Here is a 19,087-nt window from a genome sequence, read left to right as displayed (position 1 = left end):
CGGTGGTGCCGCGCCTCATCGAGACCAGGATCCGCGAAGCCACTCGTCGATCACGGCTCGTGCGATCGACGACGGCCCGGGGAGGATGACGTCGGTGGCCGGGTCCTCGAGTTCCTCCCGGGTGAACCACCGCAGGTCGAGGATCTCCTGGCCGTCCGGGACGAGCGCCTCCGGATCCTGATCCTCCGCGAGCGGGGCGACGAAGCCGAGCATGAGCGAGCGCGGGAACGGCCACGGCTGCGAACCGAGGTAGACGGGCGCACCGAGACGCATCCCCGACTCCTCGAAGATCTCGCGGGCGACGGCCTGCTCGAGGGACTCGCCGGCATCGACGTAGCCGGCCAGCAGTGAGTACCGGTTGTGCTCCCACATCGCGTTCGACCCGAGCAGGATCCGTCCCTGAGGATCGACGACCGCGACGATGACCGCGGGGTCCATGCGTGGGAAGAGTTCGTTGCCGTCGACCGGGCAGTGCCGTGCCCAGCCGGCGTTGCGGACGGTGGTCGGCGAGCCGCAGTGCGCACAGAACGGCTCGGCGCGATGCCAGCCGGCGATCGCCAGCGACGTCGCCAGGATCCCGACGTCGCGGTCGGACAGCCGGTGTCCGCTCCGGCGGAGGTCGAACCAGCGGTCCTCATCCTCGGTGATCGCGTCGGCATCGGCCTCGGCGAGGACCCACAGCAGGATGTCGGTGCCCGGTGGTGTCCCCTGGCTGTCCTCGACGGTGCTTCCGAGGTAGACCATGAGCTCCGGCTCGGGCAGCTCCGAGGGATCCAGGAGGTCGAGCGCGTCGCCGGTCACGAGTGCGCGCCGGCCGCGGAGGACGACGGCTCGGGCGTTCGGATCGACCCGCAGTCCGTCGAGCACGTCCGGTCGTGAACGGAGCTCGCCGTGACGGTCGAGTCCGCCTCTCGCAAGCGGTAGACCGGCGAGTGCGCGAACCTGAATCGTCATGGACAACCTCTCTGAGGGCGTGGCGAGCGCGGCTCACCGGGACGGCCCCGTACCCTGGATGTCATGGCCAGATCCCATCTCACTCTAGCCGCGTTGGCCACCTCGGCCGTCGCCGACCTCCAGGTCCGCGGGTCCGGCGCGCACACCGCCGGCGGCGAGGGGAACTACGACGCGGCCCGTCTCGTGACGGCCGACGGGCGCGAGCTCATCGTGCGCATCCCGACCTCACAGCAGGCCGAGACGGAGCAGTCCGCGGACCTCATCGCCCTCCGCGCACTCACGCCCGGTATCCGCAGCAGGTTGCCCTTCGACGCCCCGACCGTCGTGGGACAACTGCCCGTCGACGGCACTCGCGCCGTCGTGCTCGACTTCGTGGCCGGCAGTCACCTCGACCCGACCGCGCTCGGCCGCGACGAGGTCCTCTCCGACTCACTCGGTGCCGCGGTCGCCGCGATCCACTCCCTCCCGACGGCCTTCATCGCGGAAGCGGGCCTCCCGCTGCTGTCCACCGAGCTCATCCGGGCGGACGCGCACCGCATCGTGTCCCGCGCCGCCGAGACGAGGCTCCTCCCGACCGCCGTACGCGAGCGCTGGCAGGCGGCCGTCGAGGACCACTCGCTCTGGCAGTTCCAGCCCACCGTCATCCACGGATCCCTCGCCGCCGACCGGGTGCTCGTCATCCGTCAGGACGGCCACGGCCTGGTCAACGGCGTCATCGAGTGGGGCTCGCTGCGGGTCGGCGACCCGGCCCTCGACCTCCACTGGATCGCGACGCTCGGCGCGACCGGCGAGCAGGCGCTGACCGCCTACGCGGCCTCGTGCTCCCGCGGACCCGACCGCTTCGTCACGCTCCGCGCCCGCCTCTACGCGGAACTGGAGATCGCCCGCTGGCTCCTGCACGGCCGCGACAGCCATGACGAGACCATCGTCGAGGACGCGGTCGCGATGCTCGACGGACTCGTCGACCGCGTGCTCGGCGACGTGACGGACCCCCTCGGCACCACGACCGGACCCGTCCTCGACGTGGACGAGGTCGAGGACATGCTCGACCGCACCCCGATCGGCTCGTCGTCCCCCGGTATCGCCATGCAGACCGACACCTATGACCGGTCGGAGCTCGAGCGTGCCCTCGGCCGCGATCCCGGCGGCTCGGACGATGACGACACCGACGACGGTGAGACCGACGACGTTCGCGACCACGTCGAAACCGACGCGGACGCGAACGCCACGGATCAGATCGACACCTCGTCGTTCGAGCTCTGGGACTCGGCGGCCTCCCCGAAGGACCGCTCCCACTCCGACAGGAGCTCCTCCTCCGAGTAGAGGCGTTCCGGCCGGAGCTGCACGTCGTGGCTCACGTAGTAGAGCACGGCGTCGATGCGCTCGGGGTCGACCTCCCGGTGGTGCGCGTACGCCAGACGGTAGAGCGCGAGCTGGAACGAGGCGTTCCGCACGTCCTCCGGCGTCGTGGGTACCGCGCCGGTCTTCCAGTCGACGATCTCGAACCGGTCCCCGCGCTCGAACACCGCGTCGAGCTTGCAGACCACCACCCGTCCGGTGTCGCCGAGCGGCACGTGGATCTCGGTCTCGACCTCGATCGGTCGGACGTCCGCCCATTCCGAAGCGAGGAACCGCTCGGTGAGCTCGTCGAACCCGATCCCCTCCGACGCATCCGGCCCCGGGCGTTCGACGTCGAGCTCCTCGGGGAGCGCGTCGACCAGCTCCTGCAGCCCGAAGCGTCCGTAGTGCGCCTCGACCCACGAATGGAACCGGGTCCCGAGGCGGGTCTGCCGGTATGGCCGCTGCGGGACGGGGCGACGCAGACGTTCGAGTGCGGCCTCCGGTTCGGTGACGAACTCCTTGAACTTGGACGCGGGGATGCGCACGGGGAGTTCACCGCGCGCGGTCGTCGTCGCGGCACGGCGTCGTTCCTCGAGGAGCAGCGTCAGCTCGTTCTCGAGGGGGCCGAGGGTCGCGAGCAGCTCGGACTCGGACCGCCCGCGCCGCTGGTCGACCTCGGCCGCCGCCCGCTCGACGACGCTCCGACGCGCACCGAGCGGATCGAGTGGCCAGTCGAGGACCGCGGCACCGGAGTCGACCGGGTTCTCCTCGAAGGCGGATGCGGCTGGGAGCGGTGCAATGGCGCCCGCCGAGGCCAGCTCCAGGAGGTAGGTGCTCGCAGCGCGGGGCCGCTTGCGATCGCCCGACCAGAACGAGCCGGTGAGCAGGAGGTCGTGCTTGGCGCGGGTCACCGCCACATACGCGAGCCGGCGTTCCTCGTCGAGCGCACGTTCGCCGAGCGCCTCCGAGAAGGCGAGCTGAGCGTCGACGACCTCCTTCCGCGTCTCGGCCGTCCGCCAGGCGAACTCCGGCAGCTCCGCCGCGTCGCCTCGGAAGTCGTACGGCAGTGTCCCGAGACGCACCCAGCCTTTGCCGTCCTTCGGTTTGGCGGGCAGTTCGTCGACCACGAGCCGCGGGATCGCGACATGGTCCCACTCGAGGCCCTTCGAACCGTGGATGGTGAGCAGTTGGACCGCACCCTGGTCGGGTGCGTCGCTCGCCGGTCCGAGGTCGTCGCGGGCGAGCGAGCGGTCGATCCACGCCAGCAGGCTGCCGAGCGTCACCTGCTCCTCCGCCTGGATGAACGAGATGACCTCGTCGTGGAACGCCTGCAGTCTGGCCGGAGCGCGCGCCGCGGAGCCGGTCGACTCGTTCGCGACGACCTCGATGTCGAGTCGCAACTCGCGTTCGACCGCTCTGACGAGATCGGGGAGGCCGCTGCCCGCACGACGCCGCAGGGAGGCGAACACCAGTCCGGCCTCCCGAAGACGCGAACGCGCCTCGTCGGTGAACCCGGCGGCGAGGCCCGCCGGCACGCGGTCGGCGGCGATGAAGTCGAGTGCGTCGATGATCGACCGGCCGTCGTCGTCGGCGACCGACTCGCGGAGCCGGGCGGCCAGTTCGGCGTCGTACCGCTTCGTCTTCCAGTCGATGGCCTGCAGGTACCGGGCCACCTCCACGAGATGACCGAGGTCGTGGACACCGATCCGCCAGCGAGGCCCACTCAAGAGCCTGATGAGCGAGGACCCGGCACCGGGATCGTGGATCACCCGCAGTGCCGCCGTCACGTCGACGATCTCCGGCGATGAGAGCAGACCGCCGAGACCGAGGATGTGGTGGGGGACGCCGAGCGCGGCGAGGCCGTCGGCGAACTCCTGCATCGGTCGACGCGCCCGGAACAGGATCGCGGCCGAACCGGCCGGGTCTCCCCCGCGTTCGGCGAGCAACCGATCCGCGCACCACTCGGCGACCACCCGGATCTCCTCGGCACCGGTCTCGGGGAACTCGACGGCGAGGGAGCCCGCCCCGGCGCCGGGCTTCGGCTCGAGGTCGAGGACTCGCAGCTTCCCCGCCGTCTGCGCCTGCTGCTGCAACGGGCGGACGAGGACGTTCGCGGCTTCGAGGACCGTGCGGTCGTTCCGCCAACTCGTGGACAGGTTGAACTGGGTGGCGGCGACCTCCCGACCGAAGTCGCGGGAGAACCGTGCGAGGTTCGCCGCGCTCGCGCCGCGCCAGCCGTAGATGGACTGGTGCGGGTCGCCGACCGCCATGACGGGGTGGTCGGCGAACAGGGTCGACAGCAGTCTGGTCTGCACGACCGAGGTGTCCTGGTACTCGTCGAGCAGGACGACGCCCGCGCGATCGCGTGCGACGGCGGCGACCTTCGGCGAACGTTCGCAGGCGGCGAGCGCGAGGGCGACCTGGTCGGAGAACTCGACGAGTCCCTGCCGGCGCTTCTCGTCGGCGTACCGGTGCGCGAGGTCGAGCAGGACCGGCAGGGCACCCACGACCTCGACGGCCTGGTCGATCTGCGCGTACGCCCCGCGACCGCCGTCGGGGAGCTCGCCGATGCCGACGAACCGTTCCACGAAGCCGAGCAGCTCCTCGGTGGTGCCGTCGATCTCGGCGAGCTCATGGCTCAGCGAGAGGACGAGCTCGGCCACCTGGTCGACGGACTTGCCGAGGGTCGCGAGCCGTTCGTCTCCGTGCCGGACCACGACGCGCCTCGCGAGTCGCCAGGCGGACGCCTCGGACAGCAGGACGGACTCGGGCTCACGGCCCACCAGGAGGGCGTTGTCGCGGAACAGGGCGTTCGCATAGGCGTTGTAGGTGGACACCTCGGGACGGTCGAAGAGCGCGTCGGCAGCGGGATCCAGGATCCCGATGTCCTGCAGGGCCGCGATCCGCTTGCCGATCCGCGCCGCCAGCTCGCCCGCGGCCTTCCTGGTGAAGGTGAGCCCCAGGATCCCGTCGACGCTCACGTGCCGGTTGGCGAGCAGCCACACGACGCGTGAGGCCATGGTCTCGGTCTTGCCGCTCCCGGCACCGGCGACGACGAGCACGGGCGCCATGGGGGCCTCGATGACCTCGACCTGCTGCGTCGTCGGTTGTGGGAGGCCGAGCAGGCCGGCGAGCATCTCCGCCGAGTAGGTCTCCTCCGTACTCACGAACTCACCGCCGGGACGACGTGGATGGCGCACTCGCCGAACGCGAACGGGTCATGGCAGTGGGTCCCGACACGGGCCTCGAAGACCGCGCCCGCCATACCGACCGCGTCCGCCAGCACACGCTCGCGGAAGCGCTCGAGGGCTTCGTCGTCGAAGGCGGGCTGGGCCGGGTCGTAGTACTCCTTGCGCTTCGTGCCGGCCGACACGACGATGAGCTTCGCGCCACCGCTCAGCAGCCCCTCCGTACCGGTGATCGCACCGGACGCCACCGCGAGCTGGTAGGCACCGAGCTGCGCCATGTCGGCGACCTCCCGGTCCTGTCTGGGCGCCGAGCCGCCGGTCTTGAGGTCGGCGATCACGACGCGTCGCGTCCCGTCGGCGTCGGGCACGAGTTCGACGCGGTCGATCGAGCCGCCGAGCACGGCCGCGCCGCCCAGCTCACCGATGGGGATGCGGAGGCTGAACCGGCTCTCGTTGCCGATCGAGGTCACGCCCGCCCGCTCCGCGTCGTGGAGGTACGCGGACAGCCGGTGGACGAGTTCCGCTGCACGCCGTTTCGTCGCCGCGCCCTCCCAGGCCGCCTCGAAGTGGAGTTCGTCCCAGCGGTCCTCCACCGCTGCCCAGAGCGCGGCCTCGTCGGAGGACTCCGCGTGTTCGAGCGCGGCGTGAACGATCGTGCCGAGCCCGGAGGCGAACCCGGAGGCTCCGCCGCCCAGTCGGGCGATCGCCCAGTGCAGCGGGCACTCCTCGAAGGCCTCCATGCGAGACGGGGAGACCGGCAGCTCCTCGACGGCGGGGTCGTGGAGCGGTGCCGTCGAGCTCGGTGCGGCAACGCCGTACCACTCCTGGGTCGGAGCGCCAGCGACTCCCGCGGTGGCGAGGATGGCCAGGGCCGAGGCGGACGCGGCACGCTCGGCCGGGTCTGCGGGGCGGATCCGCCGCGTGAGCGAGCGACGCAGGGTGCCGACGAGGCCCCGGAGCGACAGGGGCGACAGGGACGCACGGTGCGGATCGGGTTCCGGGAGCAGGGTGAGGAACGGGCTCGCCTGGTGGTCGTCGTCGACGACCGCGACCACCATGAGCGACCGGTGCGCACGGGAGGTCGCCTGGGCGAAGAGCCTGAGCTCGTCATGGAGGACCGCACGTCGTGCGTCCGCCGTCGCCGTGGCCGTGCCCTCCAGCAGCTCCACGAGCTCCGAGGCGCCGAGCAGAGAGTCGCGGACCCGCAGGTTGGGCCACACGCCGTCCTGCATGCCGGCGACGACGACGGTGTCGAACGCGGTCCCGACCAGGGCGGCGGGCGTCGCGATCGTGACCGCCTCCCGGAGGCCCGTCGGCGCGAGGGAGTCGTCGCCGACCGTCTGTTCGAGCAGGCGGTCGAGGAAGACGGAGGCCGGGGTGTCGGGCTCCGCCTCGACGAAGGTGCGCGCCGCATCTGCCAGCTGGGTGATCGCGTCGAGGTCGCGGTTCGCCTCCTCGGCGGCCTGACCGCTGCCCTTCGACAGCGAGACCCAGGAGCGCTCGAGTCTGCTCCGCGACCAGAGGCCGTAGACGAGCTCCTCGGCGGACGCGCCCGCCGCGGCCTGCGCGCTCGCCTCGGCGAGGCTGTCGGCGAGTGAGCGGGCGCGGGCGGCGGAGGGCGTCTCGAGTCCGATGAGTGCGCCGGGGACGGCGAACGCCTCCTCCAGCAGGCGGTCCGCGCTGCGGTCGAGGCCCTCGGCGAGATCCGCGTGGCGGAGCGCGGCCCGGAGTCGCCTGACCCCGATCGAGTCCAGTCCGCCGAGCGCACTGTGGAGGAGTTCGGTCACGACCTCGGCGTCGAGCGGCGTCCGTCCGAGCGCCACCGACATGGCGAGGAGGACCGACCTGACGAACGGGTGGTCGCGCAGCGGTGCTCCGCCCGTGCTCGCCCGGGTGGGCACCTCGAGGGAGGACAGGCCCCGTTCGATCGCCGGGATCAGCCCGCCGCTGCGGACGACCACCGCCATGTCTGCCCATGCGACGCCGTCGAGGACGTGGCGCTCGCGGAGGAACCGTGCGACGACCGCGATCTGCTCGGCCGGGGAACCGGCCGCCACGGTGACGACGGAGTGTTCGGGCGTCTCCGCGTCATCGACCGGTGACGCGGCCGTGCGATGGAGGCCGGCACCGGCCGTGCCGATGCGCTCGGCGACGCCGCGGACGGTCGCCCGGATGTCCGGTGTCCCGCGGTGGACCTGCCCGAGGACGAACATGTCCACCGGGCGGCCGAGCACCTCGGCGAACCGCCCGAGGGCGTCGGCTCGGGCACCGTGGAAGGCACCCGTCGTGAGGTCGGGGTCGCCGAACGCGACGATCGTGACCCCGTGTCGGGCGAGCGCGGCGAACAGCTGCAGGACGCCGTGGGTCGCCTCCTGGGCGTCGTCCACGAAGACCACCCGCAGGCTGCCGAGCACGCCCGTTCCCGGTTCCTGTTCGTCGAGGAGACGGACGGCGCGGGCGAGGGCCGCCGCGGGCGTGAGGTGTCCGCGCCAGTCGTCGGCGAGGAACCCCTCGATGAAGCCCGCGGACGCGACCCACTCGTGACGCCCGTGCTCCGTACCGAGCCGGCGCAGCTCGGCAGGCGCGACGTCGTGTTCGACGCTGCGTTCCATGAGGTTCCGGAGCTCGGTGCGGAACCCCTGCAGGCGTCTGACCTCGGGACCGAGCTCGGAAGGCCACAGCGGACCGGTCGCGTCCTGTTCGTCGCCGAGGAGTCGCTCGGCGATGGTCTGGTCCTGCTCGCCGCCCGTCAGCAACCGCGGTCGTCCTGAACCGGCGAACGCCCCGGAGCCCGCGATGACCTCGAGCGCGAGGGAGATGGCGGTGCGCGCCAGGGATCCGGGTGTGGCGCGCGCGACCCGTGCCTCGAGGCGGTCGCGGAGGACCTGCGCCGACGACCGGGAGGAGGCGATGACGAGCACCTCGTCGGTACGCAGACCGCGCGAGTGCACGCGTTCCGCCACCGCTTCGATGAGCGTCGTGGTCTTGCCCGTGCCGGGAGCACCGAGCACGACGGCGGACCGGTCGTCCGCGAGCCGCAGCACGGCCTCCTGCGAGTCGTCGAGCCGGACCCCCGTGCCGACAGCCGGGTCGCCGATGGGCGCGCGGTCCGCGTCACGGACCGCACCCGTCGGATCGTCGGAGGCGTCGGGAACGGTCATGGTCCGCACGTTACCGGAGCCTCCCGACATCATCGCGACGGCTGACCGGTGTTCCGCTGTTCGCTGACAGCAGCCGACCCGCGCCGGTCGGAGGACCACGACTCCCGTAGTCTTGCCCTACGCAACCGAAAGGCACTCAAGGTGGAAATTCGCATCGGAATCCTCAACAGCCCTCGCGAGATCGGCTTCGAGACCTCGCAGCCGGCGTCGGAGATCGAGCAGGCGGTCAAGACCGCGCTCGAGACGGACGCCAAGCTGCTCGCACTCAAGGACGACAAGGGCACCAGCTACCTCATCCCGACCGCGGGCATCGGCTACGTCGAGCTCGGAACCGAGGAGTCCCGCCGCATCGGATTCGTCGGCTGACCATGGAACTCCTCTTCGTCGTGCTCGGCGGTGCCATCCTCGGTCTCGCCGTCCGCTACCTCCTGCCCGGCCGCGACCAGCACGGGGCCGCGCTCATCCCGGCGGTCGCGACGCTCGTCGCCGCCGTCGTCTGGGTCACGGCGACGTGGGCCGGCATGGCGTGGGACGGCGGCTGGATCTGGGTGCTCGCCTTCGGCGCGTCCGTCGTCGTGAGTGTGGTGGTCGACCTCGTGCTCGTCCGCGTTCGCACCGCCTCGGACGAGGCGATGCTGAACCGCTTGCAGCAGGGCGTTGCCGCCTGACCCGAGGCGCTCGATCAATCGCCGCCGTCGCTCCATTCGGAGCGGCGGCGGCGTCGTGTCGGAGGGGACGACCGGTCAGGCTGTGAGCCCGAGCGCGTCCATCCGCCTGGTGTGGTTCGCGATGAGCTCCGTGTAGACCGGTTCGACCCGGGCGTCGTCCGGCAGCGCCTTGCTCTCGGTCACGAGGGCCGATCTGGCGACGAGCATGGTGTCGCCGAGCAACCGGCGGCCCCACATGGCGAGCGTCGAAGCGCGCTCGGGGTGCGCTGCGATCACCCGGTGCAGGATCCCGACGAGGGGGTCCTCCTCGGGACCCGGAGCGACGATCGCAGCCAGGTCACGAGCGTCCGCCCCGTCCAGGCCGCGTGCGAGCTGCGCGAAGAACTCGTCGAGGAAGCCCCGCGCCACGAGGACGCCCAGCAGGAGTTCGTCCCAGGTGCCGGTGCGCAGGATCGCCTGGAACTCGTCCCGCGTGCGTGCATAGGGTTCGAGCACGGCGCCCGGGTCGTCGCTCGTCCGGCGGAGCCAGGCGAGTAGCGCCTGGTGCTTGCGCAGCGCCGTGGCGGCGGCCTCGGCGACCGTCTCCCGATCGGCGTCGTTCGGAGCGTGTTCGACGGCGAACGACAGCGTCATGAAGAACCCGAGCTGCAGCTGCGCCACCTGACCGAGGTAGTCGGCGGTGCTGGGCGCGAGCTCGTGAAGGTCGACGCGGGTCGCCTGGACGGCGTCCTCCCGCGAGCGCAGACGAGGCGTCTGGGTGCCGGGACGCCGACGTCGTGCAAACCAACGAGCCATGCGACCACCCTATCCGCAGCGCGCCGATCGCCGTGTTCCGCGCGCCCAGCGGCCTCTCGGGACGTCCCGGGTAGAATAGCCGTGCCCCGGCGTCGGATCGGGGCCCTACACCTGTGTGCAATCGAAGGTGTAGACCATGACTGCACTGACAGGTATCTCCGTGACTTTCTCTGATCTCGGTGTCGACCAGGACATCGTCGACGCCCTCACCACCAAGGGCATCATCGAACCATTCCCCATCCAGGAGCAGACGATCCCGCTCGGGCTCGCCGGCCAGGACATCATCGGCCAGGCCAAGACGGGGACGGGCAAGACCTTCGGGTTCGGCATCCCGATCGTCCAGCGCCTCGGCCTCGACCCGGCTCCCGGGGTCAAGACCCTCGTCGTCGTCCCGACCCGTGAGCTCGCCGTCCAGGTGTCCGAGGACATCGAGATCCTCATCTCGAACCGGTCGACGACGCTCGTCTCCATCTACGGCGGCAAGGCCTACGAGGGTCAGATCGAGCAGCTGAAGGCCGGCGCCCAGATCGTCGTCGGCACGCCCGGCCGTCTCATCGACCTCAACAACCAGCGTCTCCTCGACCTCTCGGGCATCACCGAGATGGTGCTCGACGAGGCCGACAAGATGCTCGACCTCGGCTTCCTCGCCGACATCGAGAAGCTCTTCTCCAAGACCCCCGCCGCGCGTCACACGATGCTGTTCTCGGCGACCATGCCCGGTCCGATCGTGGCCCTGGCCCGCCGCTTCATGAGCAAGCCGATCCACATCCGGGCGAGCGACCCCGACGAGGGGCTCACGCAGGCCAACATCAAGCACCTCATCTACCGCGCGCACTCGCTCGACAAGGACGAGGTGATCTCCCGCATCCTGCAGGCCGAGGGTCGCGGCAAGACCGTGATCTTCACGCGGACCAAGCGTGCCGCCGCGAAGCTCGTCGAGGAACTGACCGACCGCGGGTTCAACGCCGCGGCGGTGCACGGCGACCTGAACCAGGAGCAGCGCGAGCGGGCGATGGCGTCGTTCAAGGCCGGCAAGCGCGACGTCCTGATCGCCACCGATGTCGCCGCCCGTGGCATCGACGTCGACGACGTCACCCACGTCATCAACCACACGATCCCCGAGGACGAGAAGACGTACCTCCACCGCGTCGGCCGTACCGGTCGCGCCGGGAAGACGGGTATCGCCGTCACGTTCGTCGACTGGGACGACCTCCACAAGTGGGCGCTCATCAACCGCGCCCTCGAGTTCGGTCAGCCGGAACCGACGGAGACCTACTCCTCGAGCCCGCACCTGTTCACCGACCTCGGGATCGCCGAGGGCACGAAGGGCCGACTGAAGCCCGCCAAGGCCGTCGAGCCCGCTCCGCGGCGCGAGGGTTCGCGGAGCGCAGGCGGACGCGACGGTTCGCGGACCGGCGGCGGACGCGACGGTACACGGACCAGCGGCGGTCGCGGTGGTGAGCGCGGCGGACGCGGAGGCGACCGCACGCAGCCGACCAGCACCCGGCTCGAGTCCCAGCCGAGCACCCGCGCCCACTCGCGGACGCACGACGCCGCCTCGACCGACATCGTCGACCGCAGCGCGCCCGCAGCAGGCACCCACGACGGCCACGGTCCGGAGCACCGCGACGGCAACAGCGCTCCCCGGCGCCGGAGCCGGACGCGCCGCACCGCTCCCCCGGCTCCCACCGCGTAGATCCGCCATGCAGCACGCCCGCACCCTTCCGGATGCGGGCGTTCTGCATGTCGCGAGCGCTGCGCTCGACACGGTTGGTGACCGAAGGATACCGGTCCCTGAGCCTGTCGAAGGGTGCTCCGACCGGCGTCCCCTCACATCCGCTGCGCCCCCGTGGGCACTTCGACAAGCTCAGTGACCGGGAGAAGTAAACCCGGTCCCTGAGCGTGTCGAAGGGCACTCCGGCCGAGCCGCAGATCAGTCGGGCAGGACGGGCGCCGAGCCGGTGGCTTCGGCCACGATGCGCCGGACCACGTCGATGTCCGTGGTGTTCTCGCCGAGGCGGTTCGGCTTACCGGTCCCGTGATAGTCGCTCGAACCGGTCGCGACGAGGCCCAGCTCGGAGGCGATCCGCCGCACGACGACCTTCCCCTCCTCGGTGTTCTCGCGATGCTCGATCTCGAGCCCGAACAGGCCCGCGTCAGCGAGTTCGCGGAAGTACGGCTCCGGCAGCATCCGGTCGCGGCCCGCCGGGACCGGGTGGGCGATGACGGGGACGCCACCGGCGGCGCGGACGAGTTTGACCGCGGTGAGCGGGTCGGGCGCGTAGTGCGGCGCGTAGTACCCGGTGCGCGGATGCAGGATGCCGTCGAAGGCTTCGCCACGGTCGGCCACGATCCCGAGGGCGACGAGGGCGTCGGCGATGTGGGGCCGTCCGACGGTCGCACCTTCGCGGGTCTGCGCGAGGACGTCCGCCCAGGACAGCGGGTAGTCGCCACCGATGCGCGCCACGATGCCTTCGGCCCGCCGGAGCCGGGACTCCCGGATCTTCGCGGTCTCCTGGAGCAGGTCGCCGTTCAGCGGATCGATGAGGTACGCGAGCAGGTGCACGCTCCGCCACTCGTAGCGGGTGCTCAGTTCCATTCCGGGGAGCAGGGTGATGCCCTGGCGACGCGACTCGACGGCCGCCTCGGCCCAGCCGGCGGTGGAGTCGTGGTCGGTGAGGGCGATCGTGCCGAGCCCCGCGGCACCGGCCGCGCGCATCAGCTGCGTCGGCGTCTCCGTGCCGTCCGAGACGCTCGAGTGCGTGTGCAGATCGGCGGGGCCGTGCATGTCTCGAGCGCTCACCACGCATCCACCCTAGTCGCAGGTCCTGCCCCGAGGACTCTCAGACCGCTCGCCTACGCTGACGCGGGTGCTGAAGACCGTCGGTGGCGTCGTCGCGGCCGTGTTCGCGATCGCGACCACGGCCCTGCTCGTCGTTGCCGTCCTCCCCGGGCTGTTCGGTCTCGAGCAGGCCCAGGTCGTCGTCCAACTGAGTGCGTTCCGCCTCCTCGTGGCGATCGCCGCCGCTGGCGGCGCCCTCCTCTGCCTCGTGACGGCGATCCTGGTCCGGGGATCCCGCCGCGTGCTCCCCGCCATCCTGGCGGTCGTCCTGGCCGCGGTCTCGGTCACCGGCGCCGTCGTCACAGCCAACCGCGGGGTCGACGACCAGATGGTCGCCGGAGAGGCGACCGACCTCGCGGATCAGGTCACGGTCCTCGCCTGGAACACCCTCGGCGACGCCGTCGACCCCGGTACGATCGCGGCGATCGCGGTGCGTGAGGGCGCCGACGTCGTCTCCCTGCCGGAGACCTCGTCCGACACCGCGGCGGTCGTCGCGGCCGCGATGACCGCCGCCGGACGGCCGATGGTTGCGCATTCGACCGATGCCGACGCAGGAGGGACGAGCCTCCTCATCAGCACGGGACTCGGCGAGTACGCGGTCCGTGCACCGACGGTGACCGGCCCGACCGCCATCGAGCGCTCGGAGACCCTCATCGCCGATCCGGTCCTCGGTCGCGGACCGACCCTCGTCGCCGTCCACACCACGGCCCCGCTGCCGAGTCGGCTCGACGACTGGCGCGCGGAACTCGCCGATCTCGCCGGCCGCTGCACCGACGACGCGGACGTGATCATGGCCGGTGACTTCAACGCGACGCTCGATCACCTCGCCGGGTTGCGCGGCGTCGGCGACCTCGGCGCGTGCCACGACGCCGCCGCGGCCGACGCGGCAGCCGGGCTCGGTACCTGGCCGACCGAGCTCCCGGCGGTCCTCGGCGCGCCGATCGACCACGTCATGGCGACGACGGGATGGGTCACCGTGTCGGCGCACGTGCTGACCGACGTCGACGGCACGGGCAGCGATCACCGACCCGTGGTCGCGACGCTGCTCCCCCGCACGGCGAGCTGAGCGTCGGGTGCCGGTCGCGGTCGCAGTGCGACAATGGAGGCATGGCGACTTCCGCAGACACATCCAGTTCGAACACCGTCCAGACCGAGGCGACCTCCAACCGGGCGGCCGCCTGGTCCGAAGGCTTCCGCGCTTTCATCGGCACCGGGTGGGCAGACCGCCCAGAGGTCCTGCCGGAGCCGCGGGAGACCTCCGGCCTCGCAGCGGCTCGTCGTGAACGCCTCTCGGCCCAGTTCCCCGGTCAGCGTCTCGTCCTCCCCGCGGGCGGGATGAAGCAGCGGTCGAACGACACCGACTACCTGTACCGGGCGCACTCCGCCTTCTCGTACTACACCGGCTGGGCGGCCGACACCGAGCCCGACAGCGTCCTCGTGCTCGATCCCAAGGAGTCCGGCCACACCGCGACCCTGTACTTCCGCGAGCGAGCGGGACGCGACACCGACGAGTTCTACACGAACGCCGCGATCGGCGAGTTCTGGATCGGTGCGCGTCCGTCGCTCGCCCAGGTGGCCGCCGACCTCGCGGTCGCGACCGCCGACCTCTCGGCGTTCACGGCCGACGCCGCCGATCTCACGGTCGACGTCGACGACGACCTGACGCGCGCCGTGTCCGAGATGCGGCTCGTGAAGGACGCCTACGAGATCTCCCAGATGCGTCTCGCCGTCGACGCGACCGCGCGCGGCTTCGACGACGTCGTCGCCGAACTCCCGAAGGTCCTCGCGCACGAGCGCGGCGAGCGCATCGTCGAGGGCGTCTTCGCCGGACGGGCTCGCGCCGACGGGAACGGCGTCGGGTACGAGACCATCGCCGCCGCCGGGCCGCACGCCTGCATCCTCCACTGGACGCGCAACGACGGACGGGTCGTCCCGGGCGACCTCATCCTCATCGACGCCGGCGTCGAGCTCGACAGCTACTACACCGCCGACATCACCCGCACGATCCCGGTGTCCGGCACGTTCACCGAGGTCCAGCGCCGGGTCTACGAGGCCGTCCGTGAGGCGGCCGACGAGGCCTTCGCCATCGTCCGCCCCGGCATCCGGTTCCGCGAGGTGCATGCGGCCGCGATGGCGGTCATCGCCCGCAAGACCGCCGAGTGGGGCCTGCTCCCCGTCACCGCCGAGGAAGCGCTCCTGAAGGAGAACGAGCAGCACCGGCGGTACATGGTGCACGGGACGAGCCACCACCTCGGCACCGACGTGCACGACTGCGCCCAGGCTCGCCGCGAGATGTACGCCGACGCCGTGATCGAGCCCGGCATGGTCTTCACGATCGAACCCGGCCTCTACTTCCAGGTCGACGACCTCACGGTCCCCGAGGAGTACCGCGGTATCGGCGTCCGGATCGAGGACGACATCCTCGTCACCGAGGACGGCGCGGAGAACCTGTCGGCCGGCATCCCGCGCACCGCGGACGAGGTCGAGGCCTGGCTCGCGCGCTGAGCCCGTCCGCCGGGCGACGGCTCGGAGCCTGACGCGGCTGGATCAGCCCGCGTCGGGCTCCGGGCCGCGCTCCAGGAGGTTGCGTGCGCGGTTCGCGAGCTCACCGCCGACGATGAGGTCGTAGCGCGTCGCCACGACGAGCGTGGCCGAGGTGTACTCCTGCCGCTTGCGGGTCACCGAGTACGACACGATGCCGAACAGCATGCCGAACGCTGCCCCCATGAGCACCGCGGCACCGAGCAGCATGAGGTTCGTCTCCGGGTTGAAGATGACGAGGACGAGCCCGAGGAACAGACCGAGCCAGGCACCGCTGACCGCACCGGCTCCCGCAGCCCGGCCGTAGCTGAGGCGACCGGTGACGCGTTCGACGCTCTTGAGATCACTGCCGACGATCGAGATCTCCTTGACCGGGAAATCGGTGTGGGCGAGCGACGAGATCGCGGCCTGCGCGGACTCGTAGCTCTCGTAGCTGGCCACCGTCTCGCCTCGCGGGATGACGCCGAGCGCCGGGGCACCCTTCCGGCCGAACTGTCGCGGATCACTCATGACTCCATCCTCTCACCCCGCCCGGAGCGGGCACTCCAGGCCGACCACCGGCGGGTAGGTTAGTAGTCGTGAGTGCAACCAGAGTGTTCGTCGCCAGGCTCGCCGGGTGCACCGTCTTCGACCCCGCGGGCGATCGTGTCGGCAAGGTCAGGGACGTGCTCGTCGTCTACCGCACCGGCAAACCCCCGCGGGTCGTCGGCCTCATCGTCGAGATCCCCGGGAAACGCCGTGTGTTCGTGTCGATCGGCCGCGTGACGAGCATCGGCGCCGGGCAGATCATCACCACGGGACTCATCAACGTCCGCCGGTTCGAGCAGCGCGGTGGCGAGGTGCGCGTGATCGCCGAACTCTTCGGCCGACGCGTCGTCTTCCGCGCCACCGGCGAGGAGGCGACGATCGAGGACGTCGCCATCGAGGAGCAGGGCCCTGGCGAGTGGCAGGTGTCCCAACTGTTCGTCCGCCGCCCGAAGACCACCGCCTCCCCCTTCGTGAAGGGCCCGACGACCTTCGCCACCTGGAACGAGCTTCGCGAGGAGCAGGAGATCGGCGAGGCCCAGTCCGCCGAACAGCTCATCGCGACCTACGCCGACCTGAAACCGGCCGACCTCGCGAACACGCTCCTCGACCTCCCTCGCGACCGGATGATCGAGGTCGCGGAGGAGCTGTCGGACGACCGCCTCGCGGACGTGCTCGAGGAGATGCCCGAAACGGACCAGGTGCAGATCCTCGCCCAGCTCGACGACGACCGTGCAGCCGACGTCCTCGATCAGATGCAGCCGGACGACGCGGCCGACCTCATCGCCCAGCTCCCCGAGGACCGCGGTGAGCACCTCCTCGAACTCATGGAGCCGGAGGAGGCGGAGGACGTTCGAATGCTGCTCCGGTTCGACCCGGAGACCGCGGGTGGCCTCATGACGACCGAGCCGATCATCCTCTCCGCCGACGCCACCGTCGCGGAGGCCCTCGCGTCGATCCGACGCTCCGAGCTGGCGCCGGCGCTGGCGGCCGGTGTCTGCATCACCCTGCCGCCGTACGAGTCGCCGACGGGACGCTTCCTCGGGATGGTGCACTTCCAGCGCATGCTCCGGTACCCGCCGCACGAGCGCCTCGGGACCCTGCTCGATCAGAGCCTCGATCCGGTGGGCGTACGGACCTCCGCCGCCGAGGTCTCGCGGATCCTCGCGAGCTACAACCTCGTCCAGGTACCCGTCGTCGACGAACAGCACCGGCTCCTCGGGGTCGTGACGATCGACGACGTCCTCGACTACCTGCTCCCGGACGACTGGCGCAGCATCGACGAGAACGATGAACTCCCGGCGTCGGAACAGCGGCTCGGATCGAACGGAAGGAGGGCAGGTCGTGGCACGAGCTCCCCGCAATGAGGTCAGGCTCGACGCTCCGAAAGGACTTCGGAGCTCGGTCCGTTCCATCCGCCGCGCCCCGGCCTCGCGCGACCGCTTCGGTAGGTTCACCGAGTGGATCGCCCGGGCGATGGGCACCCCGTGGTTCCTCCTCGGTCTCACCCTCTTCGTCATCCTGTGGATCGCCTGGAACACCTACGGTCCACTCGCCCTGCGGTTCGACTCCGTCGACATCGGCTTCGTCGCCCTGACGCTCGTGCTGTCGCTCCAGGCCTCGTACGCCGCTCCCCTCATCCTGCTCGCCCAGAACCGCCAGGACGACCGCGACCGCGTGCAGATCGAGCAGGACCGGCAGCGGTCCGAACGGAACCTCGCCGACACCGAGTACCTCGCGCGTGAGGTCGTCGCGCTGCGACTGGCTCTCAAGGACATGGCGTCGAAGGACTTCATCCGCGCCGAACTGCGCTCCCTCCTCGAGGAACTCGATCGGGATCGCACCGACCAGCCCGAACACGACGGGCCCGAGCGTCGGCGTGGCTGACGCCGGGGCAGCTGACACCGGCCTCGCCGAGCGGATCAGGACCGCGCTCGCCCGCGTCATCGACCCCGAGATCCGCAAACCGATCACCGAACTCGACATGGTCGGGCCGATCACGGTGGATGACACCGGAGCCGCCGACGTCACGATCAAGCTCACGATCGTCGGCTGCCCGGCAGCGGCGAGCATCGAGCGCGACGTGCGTGAGGCCACCGCGGCGACCCCCGGGGTGACGAGCGTCGCGGTCGACGTCCAGGTGATGTCGACGGCCGAACGTCAAGCGCTCACGGAGCGCCTGCGAGGCGGCCGCAGCGCCCGCGGCATCCCGTTCGGCCCGGAGTCACTGACCCGCGTGTACGCCGTCACGAGCGGCAAGGGCGGTGTCGGGAAGTCGACGGTGACCGCGAACCTGGCCGTCGCACTCGCCGCCAGCGGCCTGCGGGTCGGCCTGGTCGACGCGGACGTCCATGGGTTCTCCATCCCAGGGCTCCTCGGCCTGGTCGAGGACGGCCTGGCCGTCAAACCGACGCAGGTCGGCGACATGATCCTGCCACCCGTCGCCCACGGCGTGAAGGTCGTCTCGATCGGCATGTTCATCGACGCACCGACGGACGGCACCACCGCCGTCGCCGTCGCCTGGCGCGGACCGATGCTCCACCGCACCATCCAGCAGTTCCTGACCGACGTGTTCTTCGGCGACCTCGACGTACTGCTCCTCGACCTCCCGCCCGGCACCGGGGACGTCGCCATCTCCATCGGCCAGCTGCTCCCCCACGCCGAGGTGCTCGTCGTCACGACACCGCAGCCGGCCGCCGCCGAGGTGGCCGAGCGCAGCGGCGTGGTGGCACGCCAGACCGGGCAACGCGTCCACGGCGTCATCGAGAACATGGCCGGTCTCCCCCAGCCCGACGGAAGCGTCCTGCAACTGTTCGGCTCAGGGGGTGGCGAGGCGCTCGCAGCGCGGCTGTCGATCGGCCAGGACGCCCCGGTACCGCTCCTCGCCTCGGTGCCGCTCAGCGTCCCGCTTCGGGAAGGTGGAGACGCCGGGCTGCCGATCGTGCTCTCGGATCCGACGGATCCCGCGGCGGCCGAGATCCTCCGCCTGGCCGGTCAGCTCGCTGCGAGACCGCGTGGCCTCGCCGGTCGTCGTCTCGGCGTCAGCACGAACTGAGCCGTCCGGGTCGGACG

The 19,087-nt window shown here is 71.1% G+C and carries 15 protein-coding genes; 9 read left to right on the top strand and 6 right to left on the bottom strand.

The features are described 5' to 3' along the window. Positions 1–15 precede the first annotated feature (15 nt). Positions 16–954, bottom strand: a complete 939-nt coding sequence (nudC, locus tag B9Y95_RS02770) for an NAD(+) diphosphatase (protein WP_085510535.1) — start codon at positions 952–954, stop codon at positions 16–18. A 63-nt stretch (positions 955–1,017) separates the two neighbouring features. Between nudC and B9Y95_RS02765 the strand changes: the two genes are divergently transcribed. After that, a complete protein-coding gene (locus tag B9Y95_RS02765; RefSeq protein WP_085510534.1) occupies positions 1,018–2,277 on the top strand; it encodes a phosphotransferase in 1,260 nt (419 codons plus the stop codon). Here the strand turns inward: B9Y95_RS02765 and B9Y95_RS02760 are convergent. Beyond that, positions 2,187–5,495: an ATP-dependent DNA helicase gene (locus B9Y95_RS02760; protein WP_234993938.1), complete on the bottom strand. Its 3,309-nt coding sequence runs from the start codon at positions 5,493–5,495 to the stop codon at positions 2,187–2,189. The two genes, B9Y95_RS02765 and B9Y95_RS02760, sit on opposite strands and share 91 nt — an antisense overlap. Beyond that, entirely contained in the window at positions 5,459–8,644 is a 3,186-nt protein-coding gene (locus B9Y95_RS02755) for a UrvD/REP family ATP-dependent DNA helicase (RefSeq protein WP_123539697.1), read from the bottom strand. The genes B9Y95_RS02760 and B9Y95_RS02755 overlap by 37 nt, the downstream gene beginning before the upstream one ends. A gap of 141 nt (positions 8,645–8,785) precedes the next feature. Here B9Y95_RS02755 and B9Y95_RS02750 point away from each other — a divergent pair, with 141 nt between their 5' ends. Further along, positions 8,786–9,010, top strand: a complete 225-nt coding sequence (locus tag B9Y95_RS02750; protein ID WP_064296179.1) for a DUF3107 domain-containing protein — start codon at positions 8,786–8,788, stop codon at positions 9,008–9,010. 2 nt (positions 9,011–9,012) lie between these two features. After that, a complete protein-coding gene (locus tag B9Y95_RS02745; protein WP_085510531.1) occupies positions 9,013–9,312 on the top strand; it encodes a hypothetical protein in 300 nt (99 codons plus the stop codon). Between the two features lie 75 nt (positions 9,313–9,387). On the opposite strand, the gene B9Y95_RS02740 is transcribed toward B9Y95_RS02745, so the two are convergent. After that, entirely contained in the window at positions 9,388–10,107 is a 720-nt protein-coding gene (locus B9Y95_RS02740) for a ferritin-like fold-containing protein (RefSeq protein WP_085510530.1), read from the bottom strand. A 136-nt stretch (positions 10,108–10,243) separates the two neighbouring features. On the opposite strand from B9Y95_RS02740, the gene B9Y95_RS02735 reads away from it, so the two are divergent. Continuing rightward, positions 10,244–11,803: a DEAD/DEAH box helicase gene (locus B9Y95_RS02735; protein ID WP_200811343.1), complete on the top strand. Its 1,560-nt coding sequence runs from the start codon at positions 10,244–10,246 to the stop codon at positions 11,801–11,803. 237 nt (positions 11,804–12,040) lie between these two features. Here the strand turns inward: B9Y95_RS02735 and B9Y95_RS02730 are convergent, their stop codons facing one another. Continuing rightward, complete coding sequence (locus B9Y95_RS02730) at positions 12,041–12,895, bottom strand: PHP domain-containing protein (protein WP_085510529.1); 855 nt, start codon at positions 12,893–12,895, stop codon at positions 12,041–12,043. An 82-nt stretch (positions 12,896–12,977) separates the two neighbouring features. Here B9Y95_RS02730 and B9Y95_RS02725 point away from each other — a divergent pair, with 82 nt between their 5' ends. Together B9Y95_RS02725 and B9Y95_RS02720 are read left to right on the top strand one after the other, a co-directional pair. Further along, positions 12,978–14,015, top strand: coding sequence for an endonuclease/exonuclease/phosphatase family protein (locus tag B9Y95_RS02725; RefSeq protein ID WP_085510528.1), 1,038 nt, complete (start codon positions 12,978–12,980; stop codon positions 14,013–14,015). Between the two features lie 41 nt (positions 14,016–14,056). Then, positions 14,057–15,454: an aminopeptidase P family protein gene (locus tag B9Y95_RS02720; RefSeq protein ID WP_085510527.1), complete on the top strand. Its 1,398-nt coding sequence runs from the start codon at positions 14,057–14,059 to the stop codon at positions 15,452–15,454. A 42-nt stretch (positions 15,455–15,496) separates the two neighbouring features. On the opposite strand, the gene B9Y95_RS02715 is transcribed toward B9Y95_RS02720, so the two are convergent. Continuing rightward, the gene (locus B9Y95_RS02715) at positions 15,497–16,000 is read right to left on the bottom strand and encodes a YflT domain-containing protein (protein ID WP_085510526.1); all 504 of its coding nucleotides are present in this window, start codon (positions 15,998–16,000) and stop codon (positions 15,497–15,499) included. A 68-nt stretch (positions 16,001–16,068) separates the two neighbouring features. On the opposite strand from B9Y95_RS02715, the gene B9Y95_RS02710 reads away from it, so the two are divergent. The 3 genes from B9Y95_RS02710 to B9Y95_RS02700 are packed head-to-tail and all read left to right on the top strand — an operon-like array spanning position 16,069 to position 19,070. After that, a complete protein-coding gene (locus B9Y95_RS02710) occupies positions 16,069–17,382 on the top strand; it encodes a magnesium transporter MgtE N-terminal domain-containing protein (protein WP_085510525.1) in 1,314 nt (437 codons plus the stop codon). Then, positions 17,360–17,902 carry a DUF1003 domain-containing protein gene (locus B9Y95_RS02705; protein ID WP_071261025.1) on the top strand — a complete coding sequence of 181 codons (543 nt, stop codon included), beginning with the start codon at positions 17,360–17,362 and terminating at the stop codon, positions 17,900–17,902. Before B9Y95_RS02710 ends, B9Y95_RS02705 begins: the two co-directional genes overlap by 23 nt. After that, the gene (locus B9Y95_RS02700) at positions 17,895–19,070 is read left to right on the top strand and encodes an Mrp/NBP35 family ATP-binding protein (protein ID WP_085510524.1); all 1,176 of its coding nucleotides are present in this window, start codon (positions 17,895–17,897) and stop codon (positions 19,068–19,070) included. The genes B9Y95_RS02705 and B9Y95_RS02700 overlap by 8 nt, the downstream gene beginning before the upstream one ends. The last annotated feature ends 17 nt before the right edge of the window (positions 19,071–19,087 follow it).

It is taken from the genome of Plantibacter flavus, from assembly GCF_900177615.1.
GTDB classification, from domain to species: domain Bacteria; phylum Actinomycetota; class Actinomycetes; order Actinomycetales; family Microbacteriaceae; genus Plantibacter; species Plantibacter flavus.
The sequence above is the reverse complement of the archived record's forward strand: the minus strand, read 5'-3'. Positions and strand labels throughout refer to the sequence as shown.

What these genes read in the sequence shown, in the direction of transcription:
- nudC (WP_085510535.1), bottom strand. Translation starts at nt 954, where the DNA reads ATGACGATTCAGGTTCGCGCACTCGCCGGTCTACCGCTTGCGAGAGGC.
- B9Y95_RS02765 (WP_085510534.1), top strand. Translation starts at nt 1,018, where the DNA reads ATGGCCAGATCCCATCTCACTCTAGCCGCGTTGGCCACCTCGGCCGTC.
- B9Y95_RS02755 (WP_123539697.1), bottom strand. Translation starts at nt 8,644, where the DNA reads ATGACCGTTCCCGACGCCTCCGACGATCCGACGGGTGCGGTCCGTGAC.
- B9Y95_RS02745 (WP_085510531.1), top strand. Translation starts at nt 9,013, where the DNA reads ATGGAACTCCTCTTCGTCGTGCTCGGCGGTGCCATCCTCGGTCTCGCC.
- B9Y95_RS02740 (WP_085510530.1), bottom strand. Translation starts at nt 10,107, where the DNA reads ATGGCTCGTTGGTTTGCACGACGTCGGCGTCCCGGCACCCAGACGCCT.
- B9Y95_RS02735 (WP_200811343.1), top strand. Translation starts at nt 10,244, where the DNA reads ATGACTGCACTGACAGGTATCTCCGTGACTTTCTCTGATCTCGGTGTC.
- B9Y95_RS02730 (WP_085510529.1), bottom strand. Translation starts at nt 12,895, where the DNA reads ATGCACGGCCCCGCCGATCTGCACACGCACTCGAGCGTCTCGGACGGC.
- B9Y95_RS02720 (WP_085510527.1), top strand. Translation starts at nt 14,057, where the DNA reads ATGGCGACTTCCGCAGACACATCCAGTTCGAACACCGTCCAGACCGAG.
- B9Y95_RS02715 (WP_085510526.1), bottom strand. Translation starts at nt 16,000, where the DNA reads ATGAGTGATCCGCGACAGTTCGGCCGGAAGGGTGCCCCGGCGCTCGGC.